Below are 25,330 nucleotides of genomic sequence, written 5' to 3'. Positions count from 1 at the left end.
TATTAATGCAAAGTTTGCTTAATAATATGCCCTGTATGGCGGTTATGGATCGCATTTTTATGGCGTAAGGATGTACCCATCCTGTTATTTAATACTGCCTGCATTTCGGCAATGATGGATAGGGCAATTTCATCCGCATTCTCTGATCCTATATCTAATCCCGTCGGTCCGTAAACACTTGCCAATTGTTCATCTGTAATTTCCATACCCTCATCTCTTAGTTCTTCCAACATACGCAACAATCGTTTTTTTGGCCCCAGCGCCCCCACATACGGTAATTGTAGCGGTAGTAATTGCTTTAATACGGCCATATCGTAAATATAGTTGTGGGTCATGAGTACAATTACTGTGCGGTCGTCAATTACTATTTGAGCGAGGGCGTTTTCCGGCCTGGCCATGATTATCTTTTTAGCCAGCGGAAACCTTTCGGGTATGGCATAATTGGAGCGGCCATCAACAATATAAATATGCCAGCCCAATACGTCTGCCAGTTGCACCAGCGGTATAGCATCGTTACCGGCCCCAAATAACACCAGCGAAACCGCAGGCTGCAACAGCTCAATAAAGCAGGTAAATTTATCACCATAGATATAGGTTTTAGTGACCGAATTGCCGTTTACTAAAACATCTTTGGCATCGGCCAGTAACATATCTTTTATGGCTTCATCAGGGAAAGTACCTTTAATATCCGTGTTTTTGGTCAGCAATAAACAGGTACCTGGTTGTGAGGCCTGCTTATCGTTCATGGTAAACAGCGTAATAAGCACAACCGGTTCGCGCTTGCTCAAAAATAGCTTAAAAAGTTGTATAGGGTTATCCTGCCTGTCGGTCAGTATAGGTTCTATCAGTATATGGATAATGCCGTTACAACCCAAACCAACACCCAACTTGGCATCATCATCATCGGTAGTATCGTAGGTTACCAGCATAGGCTTGTTTTGGGCCATCACCAGGCGGGCTTTGCGCAGGGCATCGCCCTCCAGACAGCCACCACTTATGGCGCCGGTAAGCTCTCCATCTTCGGTAATGAGCATCCGGGCACCGGCGCGGCGGTATGAAGAACCTTCTACATGCACCACGGTAGCCAATGCCGTTTGCTTTCCATTTTTATCAGCTTTATCAAAAGCCTGCACAATATCCTGTAGTTCTTTCACAATTGGTAATTAATATTAATTCTTTTTAACGGTTTTCCAATTAGCAGGATCCCAAACATCTAAGCGGGTAACATCTTTTATGCTGCCACTATTCATAGCCATATGTCCGTTCATGTGGCTATCATAAGTGCCTTCCATAATTACGTAATGATCGCTATATTGTTTTAAAGTGCTAACCTCGGGATGTTTTGGACCCACGCTAACCCAAATAGAATTTTTATCGATAGCATGGTCATAATCTTCTTTATGAAGATATAACCCGTTGCCTTCAAATTCAAGATGTAGATAACCCATAACCCGGATCTTTTTCCCGTTGTATTTATCAGGGTTAGCTATTAAGCTGATCAATGAGACCTCTGGACTTTGATACAAAACAATACTATCGCCTTTAGTTAAAGGTTTATGTATGCTGTTTTTTGATTGTTGGTTACAGGCAATAGTTAAACATATAATTGGTAATAGCATATAGCCTGTAACTTTCATAACTCAGGTTTTTAGGTAGCGTAAATATATAAATCAAAGGTATTAATATCGATAGAATATCGGATATCACCAATTTTGTAGAACAAAAAGTACAATTAAAAAACATTACAGCCATTTGTAATATTTAACTTTACAATGCTTAATTTTCAAAGCAAACGTTGTCTTAAATAAATTTTACCTTGCTAACAGATAATCACGGCCGAACAATCAATTACCTGCGCCTCGCGGTGACAGACAGGTGCAACCTGCGCTGTTTTTATTGCATGCCCGAAGATGGTTTGAACTGGCTGTCGCGTAAGGAACTCATGAGCTATGAAGAAATGCTGCAAAGCTGTGCCTTACTGGTTAAAATGGGTATCGAAAAGATCCGTATTACCGGCGGCGAACCTTTTGTGCGTAAGGATATCATGCAGTTGCTCACCTCTTTATCGCAGTTAAATGGTTTAAAAGAGTTGAGCCTAACTACAAACGGGGTTTTAACCGCGCCCTATGTGCCCGAATTGAAAAAGATAGGGGTACGGTCGGTAAACCTGAGTTTGGATACGCTGGATGCCAACCGTTTTTTCACCATAACCCGCCGCGACGAATTTGCCAATGTGATGGCAGCGTTAGAAGCTTTGCTCAAGCATGATATTGAAGTAAAAATAAATGCCGTAGTAATGGACGGCAAAAACATACAGGACATAATCCCGCTGGTTGAAATGACCAAAGATATGCCCGTGAGTGTAAGGTTTATTGAAGAAATGCCTTTTAATGGTGATGGCCACATTTACACCGGCCTGCAATGGGATTACGTGCGCATACTTGACGAAATAAAAAGTAAATATCCGCAGATACAAAAATTAACTGATCCGTCATATTCTACATCGTATAACTATCAGATACCTGGTCATCAGGGCACTATAGGTATCATAGCAGCCTATTCCCGTACCTTTTGCGGTACCTGCAACCGTATCAGGATAACCCCGCAGGGTGAGCTCAAAACTTGTTTATATGATGATGGCGGACTTAATATTAAGGATCTGATGCGTAACGGTGCAACTGATGACGAATTAAAGGCAGTGTTACTGAATGCATTTGGCAGCCGCGCCATAGATGGATGGGAGGCCGAGCGCAAACGGGTGATACATCCGGGTATTCACGAATCGATGGCCACTATAGGCGGTTGAACAGTATAAAAAAGTATCAAGTAGTTAGTATCAAGTATCGAGATTTTTGATATTCTCATAAAACAAATGCAGCTGTCGTGATACTTGATACTCGCTACTTGATACTAAAAAAACTGATATATGATATGACAACTGTTGAACAAGCTGAAAAGCTGATACTGGCACAATTAAAAGATTATGGTACCGAAAGCCTGCCGTTTGAACAGACCCTGGGCAGGGTATTAGCCGAAGCTATAAAAGCCGACCGTGACTTGCCACCCTTTAACCGGGTAACCATGGATGGCATAGCCATTAACTACCAGGCCATTGAAAACGGCATCCATACATTTCATATTAAAGCTACCCAGGCCGCGGGCGATGAACCTGCAACAATTAATGAACTGGATGAATGCATCGAGATCATGACAGGCGCTGTAATGCCGGCATCGGTTAATACGGTGATCCGTTATGAAGATGTAGAGATACGGACCGGCCTGGCCAGTGTGCTTACACGAGATATAAAAAAGGGGCAGAACCTGCACTTGCAAGGAGCTGATAAAAAGCAACATGATATTCTGGCGGCAGCTGACCGAATAATTACACCGGCTATTATCAGTTTGGCGGCATCGGTTGGTAAAACTCATTTGTTGGTAAAAAGAATGCCCCGCGTGGTCATCATATCATCGGGCGATGAACTGGTTGATGTGCATCAAACACCATCACCTTACCAGATCAGGAAATCAAATAACTATACAATAAAAGCGGTTTTACAGCAACACGCGCTGCAGCCCGATATGATACATATCCCCGACGATCCTGATGTTACACGGCAGCAAATACAGCGATGCTTGCAAAATTATGATGTGCTGCTGCTTAGTGGCGGTATATCTATGGGTAAGTTTGATTATATACCCCAGGCGCTCCAGGACTCGCAGGTTGAAAAGGTTTTTCATAAAGTGGCGCAGCGTCCCGGTAAACCTTTTTGGTTTGGCGGGCATCAGAACGGTGCTATTATTTTTGCTTTTCCGGGGAACCCTGTGGCCACATTCATGTGCCTGCACAAGTATTTTTTACACTGGCTAAAGGCAACCTTAAGCTTTGCAGAACAATTGCCCGTGTACGCGGTTTTAGATAAAGATTTTACTTTTCAACCGGCTTTGAAATATTTTTTGCAGGTGAAACTGCACAGCAACCCACAAGGGCAGCTCATGGCATCGCCAATTGAAGGAAATGGTTCAGGCGATTTTGCTAACTTAGCAGATACAGATGCTTTTTTAGAATTACCCCTGGAAAGGAGCGATTTTAAAGCAGGAGATGTGTTTAAAGTGTTGAGGTTCGATTAAATTTGTCTGAACCAGGATTTATGGGATTTATGGATTAACAGGATTTTTTATTGATAGGGTCATGGAAATCACAAAATCAAGCTAATCAAGGTTCAGAAAGCAAAATCCCAAAAATCTAATAAATCTGTTTAATCCAGGTTCAGACAAAAACATCACACAAAAAGAAAACAAATAATGTTAACCCATATAGATAAACAAGGTAACCCGGCAATGGTTGATGTGACCGAAAAACAGGTTACTCACCGCACTGCCACGGCGCGCAGTGTAGTTGTTTTGCCTGATGAGGTGCTGCAACACCTGGTTGACGGTGATTTGATGAGCAAAAAAGGTCCGGTGTTTCAAACGGCTATCATTGCGGGTATTATGGCGGCCAAAAAAACCGGCGACCTGATACCGCTTTGTCATCCTTTGGGTATGGATAACTGCAGCATAACCATTCAGGTTAATGAGCAGCAGGAAATAGTAATTGATTGTACGGCAAGCATTACCGCTAAAACCGGTATTGAAATGGAGGCGCTGGTAGGTGCATCCATTGCGGCGCTTACTGTTTATGATATGTGCAAGGCCATGAGCCATGACATTGTAATAAAAGAAACCAAACTGATAGCAAAAACAGGAGGTAAACGTGACTTTAAACGAGCATAAAAAACACGCTAAACTGGCAAGGCCGGAATCAGGCAACTTCGGCCGCAATGAGTGGGCCATTGTGGGTGGGCCGTGCACGGTTATAAAATTGCTGGCCGATGATGTTATCCGGGCGTTATCGCCAACCTATAAATGCGCTTACGCCGATACATCACACAATGATGATATTACGCTGGTACCCGGCAGGCTCACTAATGGGGCCGTGCTTGATTATACCGATCAGATAAATTACCAGCAGTACAATTTTCAAAACCCGGTGATGCCCTATCAGCTTAAACAGCAATTTGCCAACGCCGATCTGGTACTGGTAAATGGTAATCACCAGCAAGCTAAAGCGCAGGTGGTCATTATCGATATTAACAAAAGGGCATCGCTGCTAAAAAGACTTGAACAGTTAACCAACGTGCAATTGTTTTTATTAGCCGATAACAGCGACGAGGTTTTTGATTTTATACAGGAAGCCATGCCGCACTGGCAGGATATACCGGTTTACAGGCTATCAGACAGGGAAAGGATTATCGCTTTTTTTGAAACCAATTTGAAGCTGGCCAGGCCCGTATTGAATGGCCTGGTGCTTGCAGGTGGTAAAAGCCAGCGGATGGGTTTTGATAAAGGACAAGTTAACTGGCACGGTAAGCCGCAAAGATACCACATGGCCGATATGCTGAAGCCTTTTTGTAACGAGGTATTTATATCCTGCAGGTCTGGTCAGCATGGCGAGGTTGATGCACAATACCCTGTTTTGGTTGATACATTTACAGGTTTGGGGCCTTTTGGGGCAATCTTGTCGGCCTTCCGCGAAAGACCTGATAACGCCTGGCTGGTAATAGCCTGCGATTTGCCGTTGATGGACGAAGCCACCCTGCGCAACCTGGTTGCCTGGCGCAACAGTTCATTAACCGCCACAGCTTATCACAGTCCGGTAACTGATTTTCCAGAACCGTTGATCGCTATATGGGAACCTAAAAGCTACCCCATATTGTTGTCGTTTTTGGCGCAGGGGTATTCGTGCCCGCGCAAGGTGCTCATTAATACCGGGATCAACCTGTTAAATGCACCAGATCCGAAGGCGTTGACCAACGTGAACACACCCGAGGATATGGAAAAAGTAAAAAGAGTTCTCCATCAAAAAACCGCTGCTAACTGATAATCATGGATATTTCAAAATATAGCTGCCAAATAGCCCTGCCCGGTTTTAGCGAAGAAGCACAACTGCTTTTGCAGCAGGCCCGGGTATTGATTGTTGGTGCAGGCGGACTGGGTTGCCCGGCCGGTCAGTATTTAACGTCGAGCGGTATTGGTACTTTGGGCATTGCCGATTATGATGTGGTATCCATGAGTAATTTGCACCGGCAAATATTGTATTCGCCTGCTGATATAGGCCAAAGTAAGGTTGACATAGCCTGTGAGCGTTTGCAGAAGCAAAATCCGGATGTTAAGCTGGTGCCACATTCCGAAAAGATCACGTCAGATAATGTATTAAGCATTATTGAGCGATATGATATTGTGGTTGATGGTACCGATAACTTTGAAACCAGGTATTTATTGAATGATGCTTGCGTAATGACAGGCAAGCCGCTGGTTTATGGTGCTATTTACCAGTTTGAGGGGCAGGTTGCGGTATGGAATATAGTTTATGATGAAAATTCCAGATCGCCCAATTACCGCGATCTTTTTCCGCAGGTTGATGCTACTCAGATACCCAACTGTACCGAGGGTGGTGTGATTCCCACGCTGGCGGGTATCATAGGTTGTATGCAGGCAAACGAAGTAATAAAATACATCACCAAAACCGGCGAACTGCTGGTTGGGAAAGTATTGATTTTTGATGCGCAAAGTATGCAGACCCGTATCATCAAAATTGGCAATACTTCAAAAACGTCGGTCAGGGGGCTTTCTGCAACGGTAAATAGTCCCACTATATCAGTAACCGAACTAAAAAAATGTATAGAAGAGGATCTTATTGAACTGGTAGATGTACGTACCGAACAGGAGCGCGACGCCTTTGACATCGGCGGCATTCACATCCCTTTAGACGAGCTGGAAGGCTACATGGCCTACTTTACCGATCCCAAACCCAAAGTACTTTATTGTGCAACAGGCAAACGAAGCGAAGAGGCCGTAAAGCTCATCCTAAAAGAAATTCCCGACGCCCAGGTATTCTCCTTAGCAGGCGGCTTAAAGGCATACCTGGAAGATCAATAATAATTTCGGATTTGGGATGTTCGATTTCGGATTTGCAATATCGGATTTATCATCCTGAGTTTTAAAATTTCAAGAAATTCTTACTCATACCATCACATGGTATCATTGCGAGCGTAGCGCGGCAATCTCATAGGACAAGTAACGAACTTTGCCTATGCAACCTGTATGGTGAGATTGCCGCGCTACGCTAGCAATGACATATTTGTTAGTTGTGGCGGTTAAAACGTCATGGGTATCGTAGCGAAGAATCTATTCGTGAAACTATGCATGTCTGCCAATAGCTGCTTCACTTAGTTCAGCATGACAAGTTGGTAAATTAAACAAAAGTAAATTGATCAAAATCCGAAATCGAAAATCCCAAATCCGAAATCAAGGATGTGCTGCCACCCAAATATCGCCATCCTCAAAAGCTTCCTTTTTCCAGATGGGCACGGTTTGTTTCAGGGTATCTATAATGTAGCGGCAGGCGTCAAAAGCGGCGTCGCGGTGAGCGGCGGATACGGCTATAATCACCGGTACTTCGCCAACCTGTAATGCACCGGTACGGTGATGGATCAAAACCCTTTGCACCGGCCATTTATCAAAAGCCTGCTGTACTATCTTCTCCATTTCGCTGATGGCCATGGGTTCGTAAGCTTCAAAATCGAGCTTTAAAACAGCTTTGCCTTTGGTGGCGTTGCGTACGGTGCCAATAAATACATCTACCCCCCCTGATTCGGGCGACATGACCCAATCAATGCAGGACTGAATGTTCAGGGTTTCGGCAGAAAGTAATATTTGTGTATTGGTCATGTGATACTTTGATTAAGGATGAAAAGATAAAGGATAAAGGACTCCTTTGTCTTTCTATCTTTTATCTATCTGTCCTTGTTCTAATAATCCTTGCTCCAATGATCCTTGCTCCCCAAAATTATCCTCCGCTTACCGGCGGAATAATGGCAATTTCATCTCGTTCATGTATGGTATCACCGGGCAGGGCATACTCATTATTAACCGCAACCATGTATGATGCCAGTTGTTTCAGGCGCGGATATTGCTGCTCCAGCAAGTATTTTAAATTGTAAATAGTGGCATCGTTTGTTAATTCAAGGCTAACCAGCGAACTCCCAAATATTTCCTTTGCCACACCAAATGCCAGCACGTTGATCTTCATATCTCAAAATTAGGGCAAAATAGGATATAAAGAGCAGGAAAAGTAAATTATTTGGATGATATTAAAAGTGCATGGTCACTTGGTTTCGGCCCAAAAGAAAGCTTGGGGTCAGTGCGATTCCTTCCCTTGGGAAGGAGGAGGTAGGGGTTTATGCGCTATAAAGGTATTTTAATCGCGCGCAGAAACCCCTCCCTGCCGCTTCACATCCCAACACACCCCTCCCGTGGGGAGGGAATTAAAAGATCTTCCGAACATCTGAGGGCTTGAGCTGAGTGACGGCTGGTAAATGCAGAGACGCATCACATGCGTCTCTAATCAGGTGGGAGACACATGTGATGTGTCTCTGCAAAATCCAATATTCCCCTTTTTCAGGAGGTGAGGATTAAACAAATCAACACCCTAAATTGTATATTTACACATGGCCATTAATTCCACATATAGTACCCGGGTTATAAAAATAAATGCCAGCGCCGGCGAGACAACTACCGACGCTGTTGCCATTGAAGAGCCACTGGAGATCAGGTTGGAGCACGGGCCGGAGGGGCAAAGACAGGTGCAAAATATATCAGTTACCATGCGCACCCCAGGCCATGACGCCGAACTGGCAACCGGTTTTTTATTTACCGAAGGCATCATCAAAAACCCGGAAGATATTGCCAAAACGGAGCATTGTTTTATTGCCTGTGCCGAAAATAAGGAGAACGTGATACAAGTAAGTTTAAGTCCTGATACTTTGCCTCACCTGCAAAATACGGCGCGTAATTTTTATACCACGTCAAGCTGCGGGGTTTGCGGCAAGGGCTCTATCGATGCTATCCGCACGGTGAGCAGTTTTGCAGGGCAGCAGGCAGATCAGGATACGGTGCAAACAGCTGTTTTATACCAACTGCCTGTTATATTGCGCAAGCACCAGCGGGTGTTTGCAGATACTGGTGGTTTACATGCATCGGCCCTGTTTACCACTATGGGCGAGCTATTACTGCTGCGTGAGGATGTGGGCAGACATAACGCGCTCGATAAACTCATAGGTGCCGCGCTTATTTATAACTGGTTGCCCCTGCACCAAACGGTGCTGCTGCTAAGCGGCAGGGCAAGTTTTGAGCTGGTACAAAAGGCGGCTATGGCAGGCATCAATATTATCGCGGCTGTAGGGGCGCCATCGAGCCTGGCCGTGCAATTGGCTGAAGAATTTAATATTACCCTGATAGGTTTTTTACGCGACGAGCGTTTTAATATATATACCGCGGCACACCGCGTACTGATACCAGGCGATGAAACCATCATTGATGATAATTTCATCACCATTAAAAACGAATAAAACTGATGAAAATACGTATTAAAGGCAATTCATTAAGATACAGGCTTACCCGTACCGATACAGCCCAGCTGGCCGAAGAGGGATATTTACAGGAAGAAGTTGATTTTGGCAGCCAGCAACTTTTTTATGCGCTGCGGGTGATAGATGAGGAGCAATTATCAGCAACCTATAAGGACAATACCATTACCATGTATGTGCCTAAAAGATTGATAGTGGAGTTTGCTGATACCGACAAGGTAGGCTTTGAAGGTACGCATGGCAGCCTGCACCTGCTGGTTGAAAAAGATTTTACCTGTTTGGATAACGTGGCCGAAGACCAGAGCGATAATTACCCCAACCCATTAGCGGCAAAAAAGAAATGAGCAAGGAGATAGACGAACAGCCGGCAGCAGAAAATCCCGAAGAACTGCTTGACCTTAAATTAGATGATCAAAAAGAATGGGCCGCAGGCATACCAGCGGTAACGGCGGCCATGGTTGATATTTTACACGAGGCTGGTTTTGTGCGTGGTATGGAGGGCCTGTTTAAAATGAACAAGAAGGGCGGCTTTGATTGTTCAGGCTGTGCCTGGCCTGATCCGGACGATGATCGTTCACCCATTGCCGAATATTGTGAGAACGGGGCAAAGGCCCTGGCCGAAGAAGCCACCACTAAAAAGCTCACAGCCGAATTTTTCGCCCAAAACTCCGTGACTGATCTGGCCAAATTAAATGACTATGAGATAGGCAAAAAGGGTCGCATAGCCCAGCCGGTTTATCTGCCCAAAGGCGCAACGCATTACCAGCCCATTAGCTGGGATGATGCTTTTAAAAAGATAGGGGATAAACTGAATGGCCTGGCGTCGCCAAATGAGGCGGCTTTTTATACCTCGGGACGTACAAGTAACGAAGCGTCCTTTATGTATCAGCTGTTTGTGCGCGAATACGGTACCAATAACCTGCCTGATTGCTCAAACATGTGCCATGAGTCAACCGGTGTTGCATTAGCCGATTCCATTGGTATAGGCAAGGGTACCGTTACCCTGAATGATTTTTATGACACCGAAGTAATCATCATCATAGGGCAAAACCCCGGCACCAACCACCCGCGGATGCTTACCGCATTGCAAAAGGCAAAGGAAAAAGGATCAAAGATCATTGCCATAAACCCGCTGTACGAGGCCGGACTGATGGGTTTTAAAAATCCGCAAACAGTTAAAGGCTTGTTGGGCATCACTACTCACCTGGCCGATCTGTACCTTCAGGTAAAAATTAACGGCGATATGGCGCTGTTAAAAGCCATAGAAAAGTTATTGTATAAAGCCGAGCTGGAAAACCCCGGCAAAGTTTTCGATCATGAGTTTATAATGAATAGCACCAAAGGTTATGTGGCGTTCCTTAACCATTTAAACCAGTACGATATTGATCACCTGGCGCAGGAAGCAGGCGTGCCGCTGGCACAAATTGAGCAGGCTGCTGATATGCTAAAAGATAAAACCAGGATCATCATTTGCTGGGCTATGGGTGTTACGCAACACAAAAACGGGGTAGATACAGTGAAGGAGATCGTTAACTTAATCATCCTGAAAGGAAGTATTGGTAAGCCGGGTGCAGGTTTATGCCCCGTACGCGGACATAGCAATGTACAGGGCAATCGTACCATGATGATATATGATAAGCCCTATCCCAAACAGATGGATAGACTGAAGGAGGTTTTTGGGTTTGAGCCACCGCGCGATCATGGGTATGACGTAGTAGAATCAATACAGGCCATGCATGAGGGTAAATTGAAAGTGTTTTTCGCGATGGGAGGTAATTTCCTTTCGGCTACGCCGGATACTACCTATACTGCCGAAGCACTGCGTAAACTCGAAATGTCGGTTCACGTATCCACCAAGCTTAACCGGAGTCATTTGGTGCATGGTGAAGAGGCGTTGATATTGCCAACCCTGTCGCGCAGCGATAAAGATGTAGTGAATGGCGAAGCACAATTCATCAGTTGTGAAAATTCGATGGGGGTTATCCAAATGTCAAAAGGCATGCTGGAACCCATTTCAAAGGATATGATGAGCGAAAACCAGATCGTGTGCCGCCTGGCTAAAGCAACCCTGGGAAGTCGTTCGGTAGTCGACTGGGATAAATACGAAAAAAGCTACGATGCCGTGCGCGATGTAATTGCCAAAGTGATACCCGGTTTTGAAGGTTATAACCAGAAGGTACGTACGCCCGGAGGCTTTTACCTGCCCAACGCCCCACGGACAGGTAAGTTTGAGAGTGAAAAGCATGGCAGCAGGATCTTATTCAACCTGGCCGGTCTGCCGAAACATGAAATGGCTGCGGATGAATACCGCATGACCACTATTCGCAGTCACGATCAGTTTAATACCACCATATATGGTTTAGATGATCGCTACCGTGGTATCCATAATGAACGCCGGGTAATATTCATGAACGAGCAGGATATGCAAAAGGCCGGATTTAAATCGGGCGAGCAGGTAGATCTGTATAATAACTTCGGTGGCGTTGAACGCGCGGCTCATCTGTTTGTAGTAGTACCTTACAGCATTCCTCAGGGCTGCACCGCTACCTATTACCCCGAAGCCAATGTTTTGATCCCCATAGACAGCGTAGCCAAGCAAAGTAATACGCCTACATCAAAGCTGGTGTTTATTAAGATTAAAAAGCATAAGGCTGGGTAAGTATAAAAGTGTTTATTGAGGCATAGGCTTCTTCGATATATAAATTAAAGCTGGTGTGGTTACCGGGCAACAATCAAATGTGTCGGTATTCTCGTTATAAGTGCCACCGGAAGCGGTTACATACAAACGACTTTCTTTATCAAGATATAAGTTTTCGAGCCGGCGCTTGAATGGGAAGCTGATGATATTTCCGTTTTTCAATATATCAGTAGGGTGATGGATATATATGTCAGGGCCCGGAATGGATGTAGTATTAAATTTCAACTTGTAAGTTGCCTTATTTATTGGTGATTGAACAATGCCTATCAGTTGGCTTATATTAGTTGCATTTCTGTTATTATAAGTGTACCAGGTTTTTCCGAAATTAAGTGTATAGTACTGGGCTGATATAGCTTTGTAAATACCATCAGCTTGAATGTCATTAAAATGCATTAAAGCCATAACAGTGTCGCCACTCATATATAAGCCTTCTACACTGGTGTCAAAAGTCTTTGATTCTTGCCAGGTTTTTCCCCTATCGGCAGTGAAATAAGCTTTGGTCCAGGTGGCTACCAGTAAAGTATCATCAATATCACCGGCTACAGCGTAGGCCTCACGGGCATTAGGTATTTCCAGTTTTATCCAATCATCCTCCTTATTAGTAGTTGATGAATTGTTATCCTTTTTGCAGGATGCAATAATAAAAGAAATAATAACAGCGATAAGGAGTATTCTTTTCATAACCAGAAAAACCATGTCAATAATACAATATTATTGACATGGTTTGCAGTATGTTATTTAATTTAATGAAACCTTAATAAAAAATACTTACTGCGCCAGCCTCAAACGCCATGAAGTACGGATCCGCCCGGCCTTTCTTAAATTGGTAAACTGTTCCTCTGTTGCACTTTCTGACAAATATTTTAATGAACCTAATGCTTGATGTCCGCGCTCTGCTTCTTTGTCAATTATAAAACCTTCGTTTTTGAAAAAAGCTTCGGCCTCTTCAAAACTTTCAAATTTGTTTTCTTCAATGCGGTGTTCCTTGAAAAATTGCTGTAACTGATCGTTCGGGGTTAAGTTGGAGAGCTTCCTTTCCGATTTAACATAAATATCAGCAGTGATCCAGTATCCACCTCTTTTTTTAAGCACACTGCGGATGTTATGGCATAGCTTTTTCTTTTCGTTCATGTCAAGATAAACCAGTAAGCCTTCGTTTACAATTACAATTTCATCTTCGGGGAAATGATTGGCAACGGCAGTGAAATCAGCTTCATTCAGCGCGTTCAGCGGCAAAGTTTCCAGTTTGCCCTTTGATGTTATATTGTGTTGCAAGGCTGCCAGAAGGTTTAACTTGGTATCAATTACATCAGGCAGATCGGTGTCTACATAATAAATATCATTATTAATAACCGTATTTAACCCACGGAAAGAAAATCCCGATGAAAGCTCTAATACATTTTTAACAGGCAGATCTGATAATAACTGATTAATACTCTTATACCGGGATTCAAAATGCAGCACCCTGGCCCAAAATGCAAAATCCTTGATATTAAAATCAGGTTGGTAAGCATGTGGCCGACTAATTAACTCAGCCGCTTCGCGGGCAAAGGGAATGTCCGTTAAACCTTTTAACAATAATAACGACCTTGCTGAGGGACTGATAGAACTGTAATCGCGGTCTTGTAAAGATGGTTGTTCATTTGTCATGGGTATCATGCGGGGGTAGGGTATATTGATATGGTTGTTGTATGATAATACAAACCGAAGTTTCATCGTGCAAGGCAAATTCCTTTAATCCCCAGGGCTGGTGCTTGATTACTTTTAAATTAGGGTGAAGAATTTCGGGATGTTTAGTGCTGATCTCCTCATAAAAATCTTCAATATCATCTGTCTCTATCCTGTACTCCGGCCTGTCGCCTATGGTAAAGTTTTCTTCACTTACCACCAGTTGAATGGTTACATCATTGCGCTTCATAATGTAAAATCCATCTTCGCTGTACTTTACTTCAAAACCGAGGGCGGTAAAAAACTTTAGGCCGATACTAATATCGTCATAAATGATCTTCGGGATTATTTTAAGCAGACTCATTTTGTTGGAATGTTGAAATAATGATTAATTAAGATGATCATGAAACCGGATTATAACAGATCTCCCAATAATTGTCTTCGGGGTCGGCTATTATACCTCCGTAACCGCCCCAAAAAAACTGTTGCGGTTCTTTAATAATATTTACGCCTTTAACTTTCAGTTCTGCGAATAAATCATCAGTTTGCCGGTGCGAATCGGTATTTATAGTCAGATAAAATTTGGGGTGATTATATTCTCCTTGCTGTAAGTCTAAATATTTTGCATGATCCTTTTTCTTGTAAAGTGTCAAAATGATGTGATCTAATCTAAACATCACAATATCTGGACTCTCATCCATGATTTCCCATTCAAACAGTTCAACATAAAATAGCTTCAGTTTCACTATGTCTTTTACAGCAATGGTTATAGCATTCAATTGTGGTTTCATACAATCCAAATTTGTATCACAAAACTCAGTAGTATTAATTAAAAAGTATTTAACAAAAGTTAAATAATACAAATGATCATTTGATCTTATTCCTGATGCGACTTAAGGATACCTGCGTAATGCCCAGGTACGAAGCTATGTGCTGCAATGGTACACGCCTTATCAATTCAGGTTTTTCCTTTAACAGGTTTTCATAACGCTGTGTAGGGCTGTCTTTGAGGTATGAGAAAAAATGCCTCATAAATTCGGCTTGCTTTTCGGCAGCATGCTCAATCATTGAATGATATAATACTTGCTCTTTTTTAACCATTTCCATATCCCCCACGTCTAACCAGCGTAACGCAGATGGTTCCATAGTTTCGATGCTGAATATACTTGGGGTGTGTTTACGAAAACTTTCAGAAGATGAAACCACATCACCCTCAAAGAAAAACTGAAAGCTGATCTCCTTGCCATCGTGATAAAACCAGGTACGGATACTGCCCTTCTCAATCACAAAAACCTTACGGCTAATATCACCTTCTTTTAAAAGTAAATGTTTGGCAGGTACCTCGGCAACCTTCCACAAGTGCCGATATTTTTTCCATGCCGACAGCACGGCTGGTTGAGCTAATAAAGGTTTTTCTTTCATTCGCAATAATTTGATAATAGACGCAATTGTTATATCAAATATATAGTAAAGCGCTAATGTTAGCTTACCATGTAAATTGTATCCTTTCTAAATACAGTCTGGTCAAAACAAAAGCTGCTCCTGATGTTTTTATCAATAAAAAAAGCATTATGTCATTTGATCAATACCACGAGCCTGCGCACGAACTATCTGCCGAGACCAGGACATTTGCCAGGATGATCGTATCCTTAACCGAAGAGGCCGAAGCCATTAACTGGTACGAACAGCGCATAGCTGTTGAAACCGATAAAGACGCCAAAGCTATCATGCAAAACGCCCAACAGGAAGAATTTAAACATTTTGGCATGGACCTGGAGTTTTTACTGCGACAAAAACCGGTTTGGCAAACCACACTTAAAGCCATATTATTTCAAAAGGGCGATATTGTAAAGCTTGGTACAAAAGGCGAAGAAGCCGCGGAGTAAATGCATATAGTATGACCATTAACAGAATAGAACTTATACAGGACGATATCACCAAAATTAAGGCTGATGCCATTGTAAATGCCGCCAATACCTCGTTATTGGGTGGAGGTGGCGTTGATGGTGCCATACACCGGGCAGGTGGCAAAGCCATATTGGAGGAGTGTATACAGATCCGCAACCGCCAGGGTGGCTGTAAAACGGGTGAAGCAGTGATCACCACAGCAGGTAATTTACCCGCCAAATATGTGATACATACTGTTGGGCCGGTTTATAACGATGGTAGCAAAGGCGAGGATAAACTACTGGCCTCTGCCTATCTGAACAGCCTCAAATTGGCCACCGAAAACCAGGTAACAACCATCGCTTTTCCTAATATCAGCACGGGCATTTACCACTTTCCGAAAGACAAAGCTGCCGCCATCGCCATAAAAACGGTAAAAGATTATCTGATTGATCATAATACCTTAAAGCAAGTGATATTTGTTTGCTTTGATGATGAAAATTACGGGATATACAAGAAATTGCTGGAATACTGAAGGGGGGTATTTATTTACGGAGAGAGGCCGCTTTTCAAAAACTCCCCCTTCAGGGGGTTGGGGGCTAACAAATAATGCTTATGTTAGCATATATGCACCCGGCATTAAAAAAACAATTTGAAGGAAAAATCAATCTTTCTGCCGAACATGAGCAGTTGATTGACAGATGCTTTAAGCCAAAATCAACCAAACGCAACGAGATACTGGTTGAAAAGGGAAGCATTGTAAGGCAGTTGTTTTTTGTGATACAAGGCTGTCTGCGGGTGTTTTTAATTGATGACGATGGAAATGAGTCGACCAGGTTCCTGATATTTGAGGATCATTTTGGAACCGCTTTCCCCAGTTTCATACAACAACAACCATCATTAGCAGCCATACAAAGCCTTGAACCATCAGAACTTTTGGTATTAAGTTATGCCGACCGGCAACTGTTGATGGACAAGATACCCGGCTGGGAAACCATGTACCGTATAGGCCTTGAGCAGGATTATATAGCCGCCATTCAACGCATAGAAAGCCTTATTACCATGGATTCAAAAGAGCGCTACCAGATTCTGATGAAAACCCAGCCCGAGATCATACAAAGACTACCCGGCAAAATCGTAGCCGATTACCTGGGCATATCACAGGAAACCCTGAGCCGCCTTAAATCAAAAAAATGATTTATTGACTATTGTCAATCTTTTTAGCGGGTTTAATAGCTTGTTTTGTACTGTTTAAACCAATAGCACTATGTACAAATCAATTTTTACTGCGTTTATAATCAGTCTGTTCAGTCTTTTTACGTTTGCGCAGGACCTAACTACCAACATTGGGCAGCGTACTTTCCGTTTTAAGGACGAAAAGCGCAACCGGCTTTTAATTACCGAAGTTTGGTACCCCACAGCCGATACCCTGAAACAAAGCGACAAAGCTTTTTCGCCCTTTACCCGCGTAAATACAGTGCGCGATGGTAAGCTGTTATCAGTTAGGCTGCCATTGATCATGCTGTCGCACGGTACGGGTGGTAGCCGCCTTAGCCTGGAGTGGCTGGCCGATGCCTTAGTAAAAAGCGGTTTTATTGTTGCCGCCGTTGACCATTGGGGCAATACTTATGATAATAAAATCGGCATCGAATTTGTAAAACCCTGGGAGCGTCCGCAGGATATTAGCTTTGTATTAACAAGCCTGTTGAACGATCATGATTTTAAACCGATTATTAACCAGGATAAAATAGGTGCAGCCGGATTTTCGTTCGGTGGGTTTACGGTTATAGCGCTTGCCGGTGGCAAGTTTGATTTTATGGCCCTCCGTGCCTATTATAAAACTGCCGGAAAAAAAGAACTGGAGATCCCCGAATACCCAAACCTTGCAAAATATCTTGACGACAGTACGTTGCTGGCCGGGGCTAAAAACTATCCGCCATTGCATGACAAACGCATAAAGGCGTTCTTTTCTATTTCGCCGGCTTTAGGTCCGGGATTTATATCAGCTAAGCAGGTTAAGGATATCGCCGGTCCGGTTTATATTGTTGGTTCCCAAAGCGATAGTATAGCACCCATTAAAACCAACGCGCTGCGCTACCGTGAGTTTATTAAAGGTTCGCAATATTATGTTAATCCGGGTAAAACCGGTCATTACGTAATGCTGCAGGAAGCCATAGATGAGGTGAAAAAAGAGGCTCCTATTTATTTTACAGATGATCCATCGGTAAGCAGGCACCAGGTGCATTTGAAGGTTGATAGCCTGGCTGTAGGTTTTTTTAAAAAAGAATTGGGTGCCCCGGCTCCTTAATGTGGAAAATGTCTTAAATATAAAATACAACCTAAAAAAGGCTGTCATGCTGAGCCTGTCGAAGACGAAGGCCTCTGCTGTTAACCCTTCGACAGGATGACAGGCTGTTTGTTAAACGCTTATAAATGAGGCAATATCGAACTGTCCATATCTGCTTTGAGTTTCAAGATTGCCATGATATCGCTACTCATTACGTGTTTGTTTTGTCGAAGAGTACACCCCATCGGGGTATCGTGTTTATAGAATGACAATATCAGGATGTCAACTCCATAGGAGCTTCCTATAACGTTATTAAGGTTTGTCAGGGAGCTCCTATGGAACTGAAGATGTATTTCATAATTGCTATAAACACGATGCCCCGATGGGGCGTGGATAAGCAAGGCATTCCTCCTTCAGCGTTTCCCGGATTTTAAAACTCAATACTCCTACTAAATGCGTATTATTTATCATCAGGCACAAACGGATTGAGCCCTCGCAATCGTTTTCGTAACTTCTGTAATATACTCAAAACACATCTTCACAAATCATCTATATTTGAAATTACTAACCGCAATTTCATCTGAATGAGAAAAAAGTATTTATTGCCACGCGTCAGCATGGTATCTGCCCTTATTGCCGGGCTCACGCTAACAGCATCGGCACAACAAAAAAACATTTACCATAAAGGCTGGATAGATTTTAATAAGAACGGCCGGATGGATGTTTTTGAAGATCAGTCACAGCCTATTGAAAAGCGGGTTGCCGATTTGCTGAGCCAAATGACCGTTGAAGAAAAAACCTGCCAGATGGCTACCCTATATGGCTATAAAAGGGTTTTGAAAGACGAAATGCCTGTGCCTAACTGGAAAAACGAAGTTTGGAAAGATGGCATTGCTAACATTGATGAGGAACTGAACAACCTGACTTCCACAACGGATAAAGCAACTACAGAATTTTCCTATCCTTACAGCAAACATGCGTCGGCTATAAATACTATACAAAAATGGTTTGTGGAAGAAACACGCATAGGTATCCCTGTTGATTTTACCAACGAGGGTATTCACGGCCTTAACCACGACCGTGCCACACCTTTGCCGGCTCCTATATCCATAGGCAGTACTTTTGATAAACAACTGGTACGCCAGGCCGGGCAAACCGTTGGCCGCGAGGCAAAGGCCCTGGGTTATACTAACGTTTATGCCCCCATACTTGATCCTGCCCGTGATCAGCGCTGGGGCCGTGTTGTGGAATGCTATGGCGAAAATCCTTTCCATATTGCGGAACTGGGTAAACAAATGGTTTTAGGGATACAGGAAGAGGGCGTAGCCTCAACCCTGAAACACTTTGCGGTATATAGTGTACCTAAGGGAGGTCGTGATGGCAGTGCCCGTACCGATCCGCATGTGGCGCCGCGCGAAATGTATCAGATCTATCTATACCCATTCCGCCGGGTGATACAGGAAGCACACCCAATGGGCGTTATGAGCAGTTATAATGATTGGGATGGCGTGCCTATAACCGGCAGCTATTACTTTTTAACTGAGCTGTTGCGTCAAAAATTTGGTTTTAACGGCTATGTGGTATCAGACAGTGAGGCGGTGGAATATCTATATTCCAAACACCATGTAGCAGGTGATTATAAAGAAGCTGTAAGGCAGGTGGTAGAAGCGGGATTGAACGTTCGTACCAATTTTACCATGCCGCAAACCTATATTATGCCGCTCCGCGAGCTGATCAAAGAAAATAAACTGTCCATGAAACTTATTGATTCAAGGGTAGGTGATGTACTGCGGGTTAAGTTTCGCCTGGGTTTGTTTGATGATCCTTACGTGAAAGATCCAAAATCGTCTGATAAAAAGGTGCATACCGCGGCTGATGATGCGATGTCGCTTAAAATGAACCGTGAATCAATGGTATTGCTTAAAAACGAGGGCGATCTGTTGCCGCTGGATAAAAGCAAGCTTAAAAATATCCTGGTTACCGGTCCGCTGGCTGCCGAGGAGAACTATGCAACCAGTCGTTACGGCCCGTCGCACAACCCGGTTACCAGTGTGCTTAATGGTATTAAAAACTATGCAGGCAAGGGTATAAGCGTTAATTATGTTAAGGGCTGTGATGTAGTTGACCCCACCTGGCCCGAAAGCGAGATCATCGAAACGCCTTTAACAGCGCAGGAGCAAGCCGGTATTGATTCGGCAGTAGCGCAGGCCAAACAAGCCGATGTAGTGATAGCCGTTGTGGGTGAAGACGTAAAACGTGTAGGAGAAAGCCTTTCACGTACAGGGCTTAATCTTCCCGGCCGTCAGCTCAAACTGATCCAGGCTTTACAGGCTACCGGCAAACCTGTAGTTATGGTAATGATAAACGGACAGCCACTCACCATTAACTGGGAAAATAAATTTGTACCGGCTATTTTGGAGGCCTGGTTCCCTGGTCCACAAAGCGGACAGGTAGTTGCCGAAACCTTATTTGGCGATAATAATCCGGGCGGTAAGCTGCCTATTACCTTCCCAAAAACTACAGGGCAAATTGAGTTTAACTTTCCGTTTAAACCAGCCTCGCAGGCAGGCCAGGGTGGCGATAACAGCTGGGGGCATACCAGCGTTAACGGCGCCTTGTACCCTTATGGTTATGGGTTAAGTTATACCAAATTTGAATACAGCAATCTGCAGGTATCGCCCGAAAAAGAAAATTCACAGGGCAATGTGCAGGTAAGCGTGGATGTAACCAATACCGGCAGCCGCAAAGGCGATGATGTGGTGCAGCTTTACCTGAAAGATGAAGTAAGCAGCGTTACTACTTACGAATATGATCTGCGTGGCTTTGAACGTATTAACCTTGCCCCCGGCGAAAAGAAGACCGTGCAATTTACCCTGCACCCTGACGACCTGGCCCTGCTGGATAAAAACATGAACTGGACTGTTGAACCGGGTAAGTTTATGGTGATGATCGGCAGTTCATCGATGGATATTAAGTTGAAGAAGGAGTTTGAAGTTCAGTAAGGAGCTGAAAGGTTAAAGCAGAGAGCTTAAAGCGAAAAAATAAGCCTGATAGCCTTCCGAAGTTTTTAAAACTTCGGAAGGCTTTGCACGTTCAAGCGTCCACGCTTGAACGAAAGCTAATATGAGCGTCCACGCTCATGTTTAAATAATAGTAAGCGTGGACGCTTACCTGAATGTGAGTTCAAGCGTGGACGCTTGAACCGGCGGTACTGACCAAAAAAGCCTTCCGAAGTTTTTAAAAACATCAGAAGGCTTTTTTGTATTTGGGTACTGTCATGCTGAGCTTGTCGAAGCATCGTGGACAGGCCTCTCCGCACGATCCTTCGACACGCAATTGCCGACTTATGAACGAGCTAAATATGCTTGTGAATATTTATATTTATCTCAGATATGAAAATCCCAACCATTACAGGAATAATTGACAGGCGTATACTGGTTAACTTTACGGTTGATATGGATGTGGCCAAAACCATAGTACCGGCACCTTTTACGCCAAAAGCGGTTAATGGTAAGGCCATAGCTGGCATCTGTTTGATCAGACTAAAGGATGTAAGACCTAAAGGGCTCCCGGCATTTATCGGGATAGGTTCAGAGAATGGGGCTCACCGCATAGCCGTGGAATGGCAGGAGGATGGCCAAACAAAAGAGGGTGTGTATATACCCCGACGCGATACCTCATCACTCTTTAATACGCTTACTGGCGGGAGGATATTTCCCGGCAAACACCACCATGCTAAATTTAATGTTGATGAAAAAGGGGATGACTATCATGTAGCTTTTGAAAGCTCAGATGGAACCATCATCAGCATAGATGCAAAACGAACCGAGACGTTTAATCCTCAATCGGTCTTTAAAAGCCTTTCCACGGCTTCGGAGTTTTTTAAGGCAGGCTCAACAGGATATTCGCCCAATGGCAACAAATACGAAGGCTTGTTGCTTGAAACCGATAAATGGGAGGTAAAGGCCCTGGAAGTAAGCCAGGTAAGGTCAAGTTATTTTGAGGATGAATCGGTATTTCCCAAAGGTTCGGTTCAGTTTGATAATGCTTTGCTCATGACCAATATACCGCATGAATGGTTATCAAAATCGGATAAGCAGGTAACAGATAAATGATCTTTTATGAGTAACCCAACCCAAAAAATTATACCCATGCTGGCCTATGAGGATGGCATAGCGGCTTTGAATTGGTTATGCGAGGTTTTTGGATTTAAGGAAGTAACCAGAATGACGGACGATAACGGCCGGTTAAGTCATGGCGAAATAGCCATGGGCGATAGTATTGTTATGCTGGCCGAACCTACTCCTGATTATCAGGGGCCTGCCCGTCATGCCCAAAACTACGCTATCGCTGCCAAATGGTACGGTGTTCCTTATGTCATTAACGGTGTATTAGTTTATGTAGATGATGTGAAACAACATTACAAACAAGCTAAAAACGGTGGAGCAACCATTCTATCTGAGCTGGAGGAAGGCTACCCCGGAACCCGTTATCGCGCCGCCGATCTGGAAGGCCAGCGTTGGATGTTTATGCAAGAGGATAGCGGATCTAAATAAAAAAATAACTTATCTAAATTTGATAAGAAGTTCCGCCAATTCAAATAAGAAAACTTAAATTGGCGAGGATAAGAGCTTTATGAGACCTTTCACTAAATTAATCTTGTTTTGTTCCATTATACTTTCAGGTTGTGCCTCACCACCCCAAAAGGTCACTTCAAAAAAAGTCAATAAAAAGTCGGTTAGACACTCAATAGCTATAAAAAATAATGTCGACAAACAGGATACTCTAACTGTTGATTCAATAGCCGCGGTATTTACTAAAGTGGATGCTGTTGAAATTGAAAAGCGAAGAAAAAAATATGGCGACGATGCCTTTTACGCAAGTGCAGATGATGCCGTGTATTATTCAAGTCAATCACATGAATATCTTAGCAAGCAAAAGCTCAGGATCATTGATGCACAGGATCAAAAGTTTTTAAAATTTGTAAAAGCTGATAAAACGGTAATGATCATTAAGCTGGATACTGTTGCTCAATTATTTAATTTGTACCTTTTTGACCCTGCTAAAGTGCCTGTAAACGTTGATATGACCAACATTGAAGATGATTACAAAAAGTATTTTAATGTGCAGTAATAGGGTAAACAGATTATAAATATGGCTGTACTCTTTCATTTCCTGTTCGAAATAGTAAAAATAGTCATACTGGGACTTATTTATACGGCGGTGATTTTTTCAATAAGGGCCATTATCAGGAAACTGCAGAAAAAGGATACGGATTTTAAGTGGTACAAATTCCTGATAGTTTATAAAGTTTTAGCCGCTGTGCTGTTTGTATTCTCTTTTACTTATTACGGGAACCACGGGCTTGGCGATGATTCCTATATTCCGCTGGGGCATGGCGAAACCATGAGTGAAGGTGATACCTTTGCTTATTTTGTGCCTGATGGTAAGTCTGAACAGATCCACATTGACACCTATCTGGTTAAATATGATGACCTGTGCGCCTCTGTCGATTCGGGGTATATGGTGTATAATTTAAAAACTAAGCAGCTCAATAATTTCGGTACCGAACAGCTTTATAACACTTTCGCCTCCGCGCATAACCTGCCTCCCATTAAACAATTTCGTGATTTTGATCGCCAGTACAATAACTATTGGAATGGCTGGCGGTTTTGGATGATGCCTTGAGCTCTAAAAGATGTTGATTTGTAAAAATATTTCGCTTAATTGAAAGATATATAATAATAACTTTTTATTTAATTTTTGTAGGCAATTGTTTCATTAATTTTGTCAACTAATCAAACACTTACTAACTGTGATTTTTACAGTTGTACTTAAATACTTTATTTATATTTTTATACAATTCAAAACACTAAGGCATTGCCTGTTATAAACCAATTATTAATTATTGAATGGAACTGGAGAATAAAGGTGTAAAGGGCAGTCAGCTAAAGAATATGATCATCAAAAAGCTTTACTTTAATAAAGCGATGTCATGTGCGGGGTTGAGCGAGTTATTTGATAAAAGCATACCATCAATAGCCAAAGCTGTAAATGAATTAATGCACGAAGGCTTTGTTGTTGAGGATGGTTATGCGCCATCCAGCGGAGGCCGCCGCCCGCTAATGTATTCTGTAAAATCAAGTGCCATGCATATCCTGGCCATAGCGTTAGACCAGCTAACAGCACGTATACAGTTGTTTGATCTGCTGAATAATCCAGTGGCTGATATGCTTACTTTTGAGCTTAAGCTGCTGAATAACCCCGATGCTTTGGCTAAATTGATTGAGCAGATCAATGGATATCTTAAAAATACAGGTATCGCTAAAGAAAAAATTGCTGGTATAGGAATAGGTATGCCGGGTTTTATAAACGTAACCGAGGGTATTAACTACACTTATCTTGATGCCGGCGGACAAAGCCTTACTGCTTACCTTACTGCTAAAACTGGTATCACCACATATATTGATAACGACTCGAGTTTGATAGCCCTTGCCGAACAAAAATTTGGCATAGCCAAATCGCAAAATGAAGTAATGGTTATTAACCTGGGCTGGGGTATAGGCCTGGGGATGATTGTAAATGGAAAGCTGTTCAGAGGATATAATGGTTTTGCAGGCGAACTAAGCCACATACCACTATCAGAGGATGGCGCGCTTTGCGAATGCGGTAAACGCGGTTGTTTGGAGGCCGAAGCTTCATTACTGGTAGTGGCCCAAAAGGCTATTGCAGGTATTCAGCAGGGCCGTATTACCAGTTTAAAATACAATAGTAATGACCACTCTAAATTGGTGGGTGATGCTATTCTGGAAGCTGCCAACAATGGCGATCAGTTTGCCATTGAACTGCTATCTGATGCCGGATATAAAATAGGGAAGGCCCTGGCTATCCTGATCCACATCATGAACCCGGCTATTATTGTATTGAGCGGCAGGGGAGCAAAAGTTGCCAAAATATTAATGGCACCTATACAGCAGGCGCTGCATAAATATTGTATCCCAAGGCTTTCGGCAGGTACGGAATTGTTGGTATCTGAGCTTGGTTTTGATGCCGAACTGATAGGCGCTGCTGTGCTGGTAATGGAAAACTTTGATAAAACAGTAAAAGCAAAGGTAAGCAAGGCCGCTAAAGCAGTGGCGTGAAATTGATGCGCGGATGAAGTAAGATGTGCAAGTGAGCAGATCTCAGATGTGCAAATGTTAAGCTGTGTTTACCACAACGTCATTGCTGTAAGGGTTTAGTAATTCGATGACAAGGTAGCAGGTTTATTTTGTGTTGTTTAAGGTGATCATATCAATAGGTCTTTTTCCACCAATACCTTGG

General features: G+C 43.2%; 27 protein-coding genes. 18 read left to right on the top strand and 9 right to left on the bottom strand.

All coding sequences use genetic code 11. From position 1 onward, the window contains the following. Positions 1–2: 2 nt before the first annotated feature. The gene (locus tag M2273_RS13330; protein WP_429397557.1) at positions 3–1,154 is read right to left on the bottom strand and encodes an XdhC family protein; all 1,152 of its coding nucleotides are present in this window, start codon (positions 1,152–1,154) and stop codon (positions 3–5) included. A gap of 15 nt (positions 1,155–1,169) precedes the next feature. Continuing rightward, positions 1,170–1,637 carry a hypothetical protein gene (locus M2273_RS13325; protein WP_429397555.1) on the bottom strand — a complete coding sequence of 156 codons (468 nt, stop codon included), beginning with the start codon at positions 1,635–1,637 and terminating at the stop codon, positions 1,170–1,172. A gap of 179 nt (positions 1,638–1,816) precedes the next feature. Here M2273_RS13325 and moaA point away from each other — a divergent pair, with 179 nt between their 5' ends. The 5 genes from moaA (at position 1,817) to M2273_RS13300 (ending at position 6,978) form a co-directional block, all read left to right on the top strand. Then, on the top strand, positions 1,817–2,806 hold the full coding sequence (gene moaA, locus M2273_RS13320) for a GTP 3',8-cyclase MoaA (RefSeq protein WP_429397553.1): 990 nt from the start codon (positions 1,817–1,819) through the stop codon (positions 2,804–2,806). A 125-nt stretch (positions 2,807–2,931) separates the two neighbouring features. Then, positions 2,932–4,128 carry a molybdopterin molybdotransferase MoeA gene (locus M2273_RS13315; protein ID WP_429397551.1) on the top strand — a complete coding sequence of 399 codons (1,197 nt, stop codon included), beginning with the start codon at positions 2,932–2,934 and terminating at the stop codon, positions 4,126–4,128. Between the two features lie 174 nt (positions 4,129–4,302). After that, the gene (moaC, locus tag M2273_RS13310; RefSeq protein ID WP_429397549.1) at positions 4,303–4,773 is read left to right on the top strand and encodes a cyclic pyranopterin monophosphate synthase MoaC; all 471 of its coding nucleotides are present in this window, start codon (positions 4,303–4,305) and stop codon (positions 4,771–4,773) included. Further along, positions 4,754–5,920: an NTP transferase domain-containing protein gene (locus tag M2273_RS13305; RefSeq protein WP_429397547.1), complete on the top strand. Its 1,167-nt coding sequence runs from the start codon at positions 4,754–4,756 to the stop codon at positions 5,918–5,920. The genes moaC and M2273_RS13305 overlap by 20 nt, the downstream gene beginning before the upstream one ends. 5 nt (positions 5,921–5,925) lie before the next feature. Then, positions 5,926–6,978: a ThiF family adenylyltransferase gene (locus tag M2273_RS13300; RefSeq protein ID WP_429397545.1), complete on the top strand. Its 1,053-nt coding sequence runs from the start codon at positions 5,926–5,928 to the stop codon at positions 6,976–6,978. Positions 6,979–7,347: 369 nt separating this feature from the next. On the opposite strand, the gene M2273_RS13295 is transcribed toward M2273_RS13300, so the two are convergent. Then, positions 7,348–7,770, bottom strand: a complete 423-nt coding sequence (locus M2273_RS13295; protein ID WP_429397543.1) for a molybdenum cofactor biosynthesis protein MoaE — start codon at positions 7,768–7,770, stop codon at positions 7,348–7,350. Positions 7,771–7,888: 118 nt separating this feature from the next. Continuing rightward, positions 7,889–8,131 (bottom strand): MoaD/ThiS family protein, encoded by a 243-nt coding sequence (locus M2273_RS13290; protein WP_090464779.1) that lies wholly within the window; start codon positions 8,129–8,131, stop codon positions 7,889–7,891. A 418-nt stretch (positions 8,132–8,549) separates the two neighbouring features. Here M2273_RS13290 and fdhD point away from each other — a divergent pair, with 418 nt between their 5' ends. From fdhD to M2273_RS13275, 3 genes are read left to right on the top strand one after another with little or no spacing between them, the layout of a single operon-like run. Next, positions 8,550–9,449: a formate dehydrogenase accessory sulfurtransferase FdhD gene (gene fdhD / locus M2273_RS13285; protein ID WP_429397541.1), complete on the top strand. Its 900-nt coding sequence runs from the start codon at positions 8,550–8,552 to the stop codon at positions 9,447–9,449. Positions 9,450–9,454: 5 nt separating this feature from the next. Beyond that, a complete protein-coding gene (locus M2273_RS13280) occupies positions 9,455–9,811 on the top strand; it encodes a DUF7009 family protein (protein ID WP_429397539.1) in 357 nt (118 codons plus the stop codon). Continuing rightward, positions 9,808–12,126 (top strand): FdhF/YdeP family oxidoreductase, encoded by a 2,319-nt coding sequence (locus tag M2273_RS13275; RefSeq protein WP_429397537.1) that lies wholly within the window; start codon positions 9,808–9,810, stop codon positions 12,124–12,126. Before M2273_RS13280 ends, M2273_RS13275 begins: the two co-directional genes overlap by 4 nt. A 12-nt stretch (positions 12,127–12,138) precedes the next feature. Here M2273_RS13275 and M2273_RS13270 read toward each other — a convergent pair whose 3' ends face one another. From M2273_RS13270 to M2273_RS13250, 5 genes are all read right to left on the bottom strand, one after another. Beyond that, positions 12,139–12,846, bottom strand: coding sequence for a hypothetical protein (locus tag M2273_RS13270; RefSeq protein WP_429397535.1), 708 nt, complete (start codon positions 12,844–12,846; stop codon positions 12,139–12,141). An 87-nt stretch (positions 12,847–12,933) separates the two neighbouring features. Next, complete coding sequence (locus tag M2273_RS13265; protein WP_429397533.1) at positions 12,934–13,824, bottom strand: hypothetical protein; 891 nt, start codon at positions 13,822–13,824, stop codon at positions 12,934–12,936. Continuing rightward, positions 13,805–14,197, bottom strand: a complete 393-nt coding sequence (locus M2273_RS13260) for a hypothetical protein (protein ID WP_429397531.1) — start codon at positions 14,195–14,197, stop codon at positions 13,805–13,807. The genes M2273_RS13265 and M2273_RS13260 overlap by 20 nt, the downstream gene beginning before the upstream one ends. 37 nt (positions 14,198–14,234) lie before the next feature. Continuing rightward, positions 14,235–14,624 (bottom strand): VOC family protein, encoded by a 390-nt coding sequence (locus M2273_RS13255; RefSeq protein WP_429397529.1) that lies wholly within the window; start codon positions 14,622–14,624, stop codon positions 14,235–14,237. A gap of 76 nt (positions 14,625–14,700) precedes the next feature. After that, positions 14,701–15,255: a Crp/Fnr family transcriptional regulator gene (locus M2273_RS13250; RefSeq protein ID WP_429397527.1), complete on the bottom strand. Its 555-nt coding sequence runs from the start codon at positions 15,253–15,255 to the stop codon at positions 14,701–14,703. 149 nt (positions 15,256–15,404) lie between these two features. Between M2273_RS13250 and M2273_RS13245 the strand changes: the two genes are divergently transcribed. The 10 genes from M2273_RS13245 (at position 15,405) to M2273_RS13200 (ending at position 25,149) form a co-directional block, all read left to right on the top strand. Beyond that, positions 15,405–15,719: a hypothetical protein gene (locus M2273_RS13245; protein ID WP_429397525.1), complete on the top strand. Its 315-nt coding sequence runs from the start codon at positions 15,405–15,407 to the stop codon at positions 15,717–15,719. 11 nt (positions 15,720–15,730) lie between these two features. After that, positions 15,731–16,255: an O-acetyl-ADP-ribose deacetylase gene (locus M2273_RS13240; RefSeq protein WP_429397523.1), complete on the top strand. Its 525-nt coding sequence runs from the start codon at positions 15,731–15,733 to the stop codon at positions 16,253–16,255. Between the two features lie 80 nt (positions 16,256–16,335). After that, a complete protein-coding gene (locus tag M2273_RS13235) occupies positions 16,336–16,917 on the top strand; it encodes a Crp/Fnr family transcriptional regulator (RefSeq protein ID WP_429397521.1) in 582 nt (193 codons plus the stop codon). 70 nt (positions 16,918–16,987) lie between these two features. Then, complete coding sequence (locus M2273_RS13230) at positions 16,988–18,028, top strand: alpha/beta hydrolase family protein (RefSeq protein ID WP_429397519.1); 1,041 nt, start codon at positions 16,988–16,990, stop codon at positions 18,026–18,028. A 563-nt stretch (positions 18,029–18,591) separates the two neighbouring features. Then, a complete protein-coding gene (locus M2273_RS13225; protein WP_429397517.1) occupies positions 18,592–21,009 on the top strand; it encodes a glycoside hydrolase family 3 N-terminal domain-containing protein in 2,418 nt (805 codons plus the stop codon). A 390-nt stretch (positions 21,010–21,399) separates the two neighbouring features. Then, a complete protein-coding gene (locus M2273_RS13220; protein ID WP_429397515.1) occupies positions 21,400–22,122 on the top strand; it encodes a DUF2071 domain-containing protein in 723 nt (240 codons plus the stop codon). Positions 22,123–22,128: 6 nt separating this feature from the next. Beyond that, positions 22,129–22,563, top strand: a complete 435-nt coding sequence (locus M2273_RS13215; protein ID WP_429397513.1) for a VOC family protein — start codon at positions 22,129–22,131, stop codon at positions 22,561–22,563. 79 nt (positions 22,564–22,642) lie between these two features. Then, positions 22,643–23,140: a hypothetical protein gene (locus M2273_RS13210; RefSeq protein ID WP_429397511.1), complete on the top strand. Its 498-nt coding sequence runs from the start codon at positions 22,643–22,645 to the stop codon at positions 23,138–23,140. A 21-nt stretch (positions 23,141–23,161) separates the two neighbouring features. Then, positions 23,162–23,695, top strand: coding sequence for a hypothetical protein (locus M2273_RS13205; RefSeq protein ID WP_429397509.1), 534 nt, complete (start codon positions 23,162–23,164; stop codon positions 23,693–23,695). Between the two features lie 224 nt (positions 23,696–23,919). After that, positions 23,920–25,149 (top strand): ROK family protein, encoded by a 1,230-nt coding sequence (locus M2273_RS13200; protein WP_429397508.1) that lies wholly within the window; start codon positions 23,920–23,922, stop codon positions 25,147–25,149. Positions 25,150–25,330: the final 181 nt, after the last annotated feature.

Origin of the sequence: Mucilaginibacter lappiensis (genome assembly GCF_050433765.1) — a bacterium.
Taxonomy (GTDB): Bacteria; Bacteroidota; Bacteroidia; order Sphingobacteriales; family Sphingobacteriaceae; genus Mucilaginibacter; species Mucilaginibacter lappiensis_A.
Note: the sequence above shows the minus strand (reverse complement) of the source record. Positions and strands in the feature narration are given on the sequence as shown.

What these genes read in the sequence shown, in the direction of transcription:
- fdhD (WP_429397541.1), top strand. Translation starts at nt 8,550, where the DNA reads ATGGCCATTAATTCCACATATAGTACCCGGGTTATAAAAATAAATGCC.
- M2273_RS13215 (WP_429397513.1), top strand. Translation starts at nt 22,129, where the DNA reads ATGAGTAACCCAACCCAAAAAATTATACCCATGCTGGCCTATGAGGAT.
- M2273_RS13245 (WP_429397525.1), top strand. Translation starts at nt 15,405, where the DNA reads ATGTCATTTGATCAATACCACGAGCCTGCGCACGAACTATCTGCCGAG.
- M2273_RS13295 (WP_429397543.1), bottom strand. Translation starts at nt 7,770, where the DNA reads ATGACCAATACACAAATATTACTTTCTGCCGAAACCCTGAACATTCAG.
- M2273_RS13260 (WP_429397531.1), bottom strand. Translation starts at nt 14,197, where the DNA reads ATGAGTCTGCTTAAAATAATCCCGAAGATCATTTATGACGATATTAGT.
- M2273_RS13240 (WP_429397523.1), top strand. Translation starts at nt 15,731, where the DNA reads ATGACCATTAACAGAATAGAACTTATACAGGACGATATCACCAAAATT.
- M2273_RS13275 (WP_429397537.1), top strand. Translation starts at nt 9,808, where the DNA reads ATGAGCAAGGAGATAGACGAACAGCCGGCAGCAGAAAATCCCGAAGAA.
- M2273_RS13230 (WP_429397519.1), top strand. Translation starts at nt 16,988, where the DNA reads ATGTACAAATCAATTTTTACTGCGTTTATAATCAGTCTGTTCAGTCTT.
- M2273_RS13280 (WP_429397539.1), top strand. Translation starts at nt 9,455, where the DNA reads ATGAAAATACGTATTAAAGGCAATTCATTAAGATACAGGCTTACCCGT.
- M2273_RS13265 (WP_429397533.1), bottom strand. Translation starts at nt 13,824, where the DNA reads ATGATACCCATGACAAATGAACAACCATCTTTACAAGACCGCGATTAC.
- M2273_RS13300 (WP_429397545.1), top strand. Translation starts at nt 5,926, where the DNA reads ATGGATATTTCAAAATATAGCTGCCAAATAGCCCTGCCCGGTTTTAGC.
- M2273_RS13315 (WP_429397551.1), top strand. Translation starts at nt 2,932, where the DNA reads ATGACAACTGTTGAACAAGCTGAAAAGCTGATACTGGCACAATTAAAA.
- M2273_RS13220 (WP_429397515.1), top strand. Translation starts at nt 21,400, where the DNA reads ATGAAAATCCCAACCATTACAGGAATAATTGACAGGCGTATACTGGTT.
- M2273_RS13225 (WP_429397517.1), top strand. Translation starts at nt 18,592, where the DNA reads ATGAGAAAAAAGTATTTATTGCCACGCGTCAGCATGGTATCTGCCCTT.
- M2273_RS13200 (WP_429397508.1), top strand. Translation starts at nt 23,920, where the DNA reads ATGGAACTGGAGAATAAAGGTGTAAAGGGCAGTCAGCTAAAGAATATG.
- M2273_RS13235 (WP_429397521.1), top strand. Translation starts at nt 16,336, where the DNA reads ATGTTAGCATATATGCACCCGGCATTAAAAAAACAATTTGAAGGAAAA.
- M2273_RS13250 (WP_429397527.1), bottom strand. Translation starts at nt 15,255, where the DNA reads ATGAAAGAAAAACCTTTATTAGCTCAACCAGCCGTGCTGTCGGCATGG.
- M2273_RS13325 (WP_429397555.1), bottom strand. Translation starts at nt 1,637, where the DNA reads ATGAAAGTTACAGGCTATATGCTATTACCAATTATATGTTTAACTATT.
- M2273_RS13210 (WP_429397511.1), top strand. Translation starts at nt 22,643, where the DNA reads ATGAGACCTTTCACTAAATTAATCTTGTTTTGTTCCATTATACTTTCA.
- M2273_RS13270 (WP_429397535.1), bottom strand. Translation starts at nt 12,846, where the DNA reads ATGAAAAGAATACTCCTTATCGCTGTTATTATTTCTTTTATTATTGCA.
- moaC (WP_429397549.1), top strand. Translation starts at nt 4,303, where the DNA reads ATGTTAACCCATATAGATAAACAAGGTAACCCGGCAATGGTTGATGTG.
- M2273_RS13255 (WP_429397529.1), bottom strand. Translation starts at nt 14,624, where the DNA reads ATGAAACCACAATTGAATGCTATAACCATTGCTGTAAAAGACATAGTG.
- M2273_RS13290 (WP_090464779.1), bottom strand. Translation starts at nt 8,131, where the DNA reads ATGAAGATCAACGTGCTGGCATTTGGTGTGGCAAAGGAAATATTTGGG.
- M2273_RS13205 (WP_429397509.1), top strand. Translation starts at nt 23,162, where the DNA reads ATGGCTGTACTCTTTCATTTCCTGTTCGAAATAGTAAAAATAGTCATA.